Annotated in this window: 1 protein-coding gene and 2 pseudogenes; all 3 read right to left on the bottom strand. The window is 34.7% G+C overall.

The genetic code is table 11. The features are described 5' to 3' along the window. A partial coding sequence (locus tag ACFIMX_RS08715; RefSeq protein WP_375694333.1) for an Arm DNA-binding domain-containing protein occupies nucleotides 1-168 on the bottom strand: 168 nt, incomplete at its 3' end. A 177-nt stretch (nucleotides 169-345) separates the two neighbouring features. Continuing rightward, a pseudogene (locus ACFIMX_RS08710) lies at nucleotides 346-684 on the bottom strand (MFS transporter); the annotation flags it as partial. Nucleotides 685-1,275: 591 nt separating this feature from the next. Continuing rightward, nucleotides 1,276-1,659 (bottom strand): annotated as a pseudogene (locus ACFIMX_RS08705) (hypothetical protein). Between the last annotated feature and the right edge of the window lie 1,410 nt (nucleotides 1,660-3,069).

The raw sequence follows: 3,069 nt of genomic DNA, 5'->3' as shown, positions 1-3,069 counted from the left end.
CAAGGCACCCAAACCCATTTCACGGCGGCGTCCATGAATAGTATAACGATAAAGCCATTGAGCACCTCCATCTTTACGCTTATGGAGTAGCAAGCCGGCACCATCATTATATTTGCCAGCTCCCAATGTTGCGACAGATCTTGCATTAAGACGGTTCATAAGAGCCATTTTTAGTCCTTTCTTATACAGTTTTTACCCACACACCAGCCCCGCTTTTGACGTGCAAGGGAATGGTTTTGATTGATTCAAGATAAACAGCTTTGAAATGAGAGAATCTTACGTTATTCGGGACTCTCATTCAATATAAATAATGCTAGATTATCATTATAAATCAAAGTTTTATACGAAACCTTGAACGATGCGGGCAGATATAATAGTTGGAAAATTATAGCTTAATCCTACTCCCAGTGATCCAAGCATAAAAATGAAGCTTGCAAGAAGCCAAGTGCTTTTTATACTTATTCTTCCTTGCACAAAAGCTGTCATCAGCAATCCCGGCACGGTGGCGAGAAAATAGGATGTTACAACCCATTGTATATTATTTTCTCCGACTGAAAAATAATGCGCAAGGTTAGGAAGGATGACATTGACAATGCTCCCGTCCAGCAGAGGAAGTATGCTGGAAATAATGACGGTATATATGACATACTTTTCTGATTGAGTATAGGAACCTACCTTTTGCATTATTATGCCCCCTGTTGATATTCTTTAAAATATTGGTCCCGCTCTATAAATTACAGGCTTTGAGAATTAATACGCGTTTGTTGGTTGCGATATTGGGATGAATGTGATTGGAAGTGCTGATGGTCCCCAAATGCTTCTCTTGTGTACAAACTCCTCTTCCTCCAAAATGAAGCCATCAGTTAAGCTGATTTTGATGAGTTTATCGAGGAGTCTGTTTACTGTCAATTCACTTTGCATGAGAGCAAAAGCAGAACCTACACGAGACGTGCATGCCTGCTCCATTTGCATTTATTATTTAACATGAAAAATGTGAAAATCTTTATAAATCAAATTATTGACTTAAAAATCCAATGTTTGTTTATAGATCATTTTTATGATTAAATGATTGTTTGGGTGTCAAATGTATTCTCAATAGTTTATAATTTTCTTTTCTTAAATGTGCAGCCCTTTCTGGAAAATGTTCGACAACCTCTTGATTGTTTAATAAAAATTAAAATCGGTTATAAGGAAGAGCTTGTAAATTATAGAGTAGGAAAAAGTTGCATTTTATAAACAACAGGGGAGGGCTGTTTCCATAGCCAAAACATTTTTTCAAGTTGTTATGGTATCTTTTTGAAGTGCTTGATCGATAAAAGTTTGATAATTATCAGAAACAATATATTGGGTATTTTCTCCTAAAGCTTTGAAATGTTCACGACCGCAATGGATTTTTGCTTTTTCCAGATTGCGCAACATGTCTTCGAAAATACTTCCTTTACTTTCCACAATAAAATACAGTTTTTCTTACCCATCTTGCTTGAATAATACAGCCCAATCGGGGGTATATGATCCAAGAGGTGTATCAATTTTAAACCATTTAGGCAGTTTCGCATAAACTTTAATCTCATCGTTTTTTTCAAACGATTGTGCAAAACTGAATTCAATATCTGAATCATAAATAACATGATCATAAGTTGATTTATCAGTTTTTGTCATATTCTTTTATAAAAAAATTTGCTTTTATATTTATTAAAATGCATTTTCTATTTTATTTTTCATATAATTAGCCAATGAAGTGTTTGCTCTAATATCACAATTTGTAAAAGACTATTTTGGTAATTCAATATGAAATTTTTTATGTCGGTTTCTTGTATTGAAAGCAATGGTACGATTTTTGATATCTGTATAAAAATATTTACAAAAAAAATTTTAATAACGCATGATTATAGAATTTTGTCCTTTGTTTGAAGCATGTAAAGTTAAACCATTGTTTATTTGATACATTTAATCTAGAATGCAAATTGTATTCGTATCCTCAAACTAAAATACTGGTATTGAAGTGGTGAGAGTGTTGCTTTGTTGAGAATAGATAATTTGGTAGGTTAGTATTCCCTTTGTATCAGAGAATTCAACTTATTCTCTCATATTGTGTGTGGATGAAATGTTAACCGCATAATGCTTCCTCTTACATGAGATGTAAGATTGATATGTTTTCCACATTGAGAAAAGTTGTTGATCGTAGAGGAATATTTTTCTGCGAAATTTGTTTGGCTTAAATGGAAAAAATAGAGCAATAGCCGCATATTTGTTATGCTGTAACGCATATATAATCGATGGAGTCAACACTTCATTTAAGAAGTTTTTTAAAGGAAAAACATAAAAAATAGAATTATTAAAAAAATCTTTTATTTTGAGGCTTGTTTCTCACGATTATAAAAGCTTCCACGTGGATTTCGAAAATTCTTGTTGTGTTGAAAAACATACAAAAATCAAGAAAATTTTGCAAAAAAAGCTGCACTATGCGTGCAGCTTTTTATGTATTTGCTTTAGAGGCAGAAGTTTTAAAACTTGAAAGTATCCTTACGGCTTTTGTAGCCATAATAACCAAAAACACTGGAAATAATGGCGCCTACCAGACTTCCTAAAAAGCCCCACCACCCCATATTGGAGGCTGTTTTTGTGGCTTTAGTTGCAGTGTTTTTTGCTCCCTTGATCCGTATCCTCAAGATTGTCTGAGAGTGTTTCTGCCTGTTCTTCAAGGGCTTTGATAGCTTTTTCGGTTTTTTCCTCTGCGCTTTGATAGAGTTGAACAGCATGGTTGGCTGCTGTTTGTGCATTNTTTCCTCTGCGCTTTGATAGAGTTGAACAGCATGGTTGGCTGCTGTTTGTGCATTCGCACGGGTCATGCCATCCTTCATAAGCGCGTTGATGATATCACTTCGATCAAATTTTGTTGTGAGATCTTCTACACGATCAGACAAACGCTCACCAAGATTTTTTAAAGTGGTGCGATAGTGAGAAGGATCATTTTTGAAAGCTGTTATTGCAGAACCAATATCATTGAGTGCAGCTTGATAGGTTTGTTTCAAGCGATCAGGGTTGAGAGCAGGAATGTCACTTTTATTG

The organism is Bartonella sp. AD24XZML (genome assembly GCF_042196485.1).
Lineage (GTDB): Bacteria > Pseudomonadota > Alphaproteobacteria > Rhizobiales > Rhizobiaceae > Bartonella.
The sequence above is the reverse complement of the archived record's forward strand: the minus strand, read 5'-3'. Positions and strand labels throughout refer to the sequence as shown.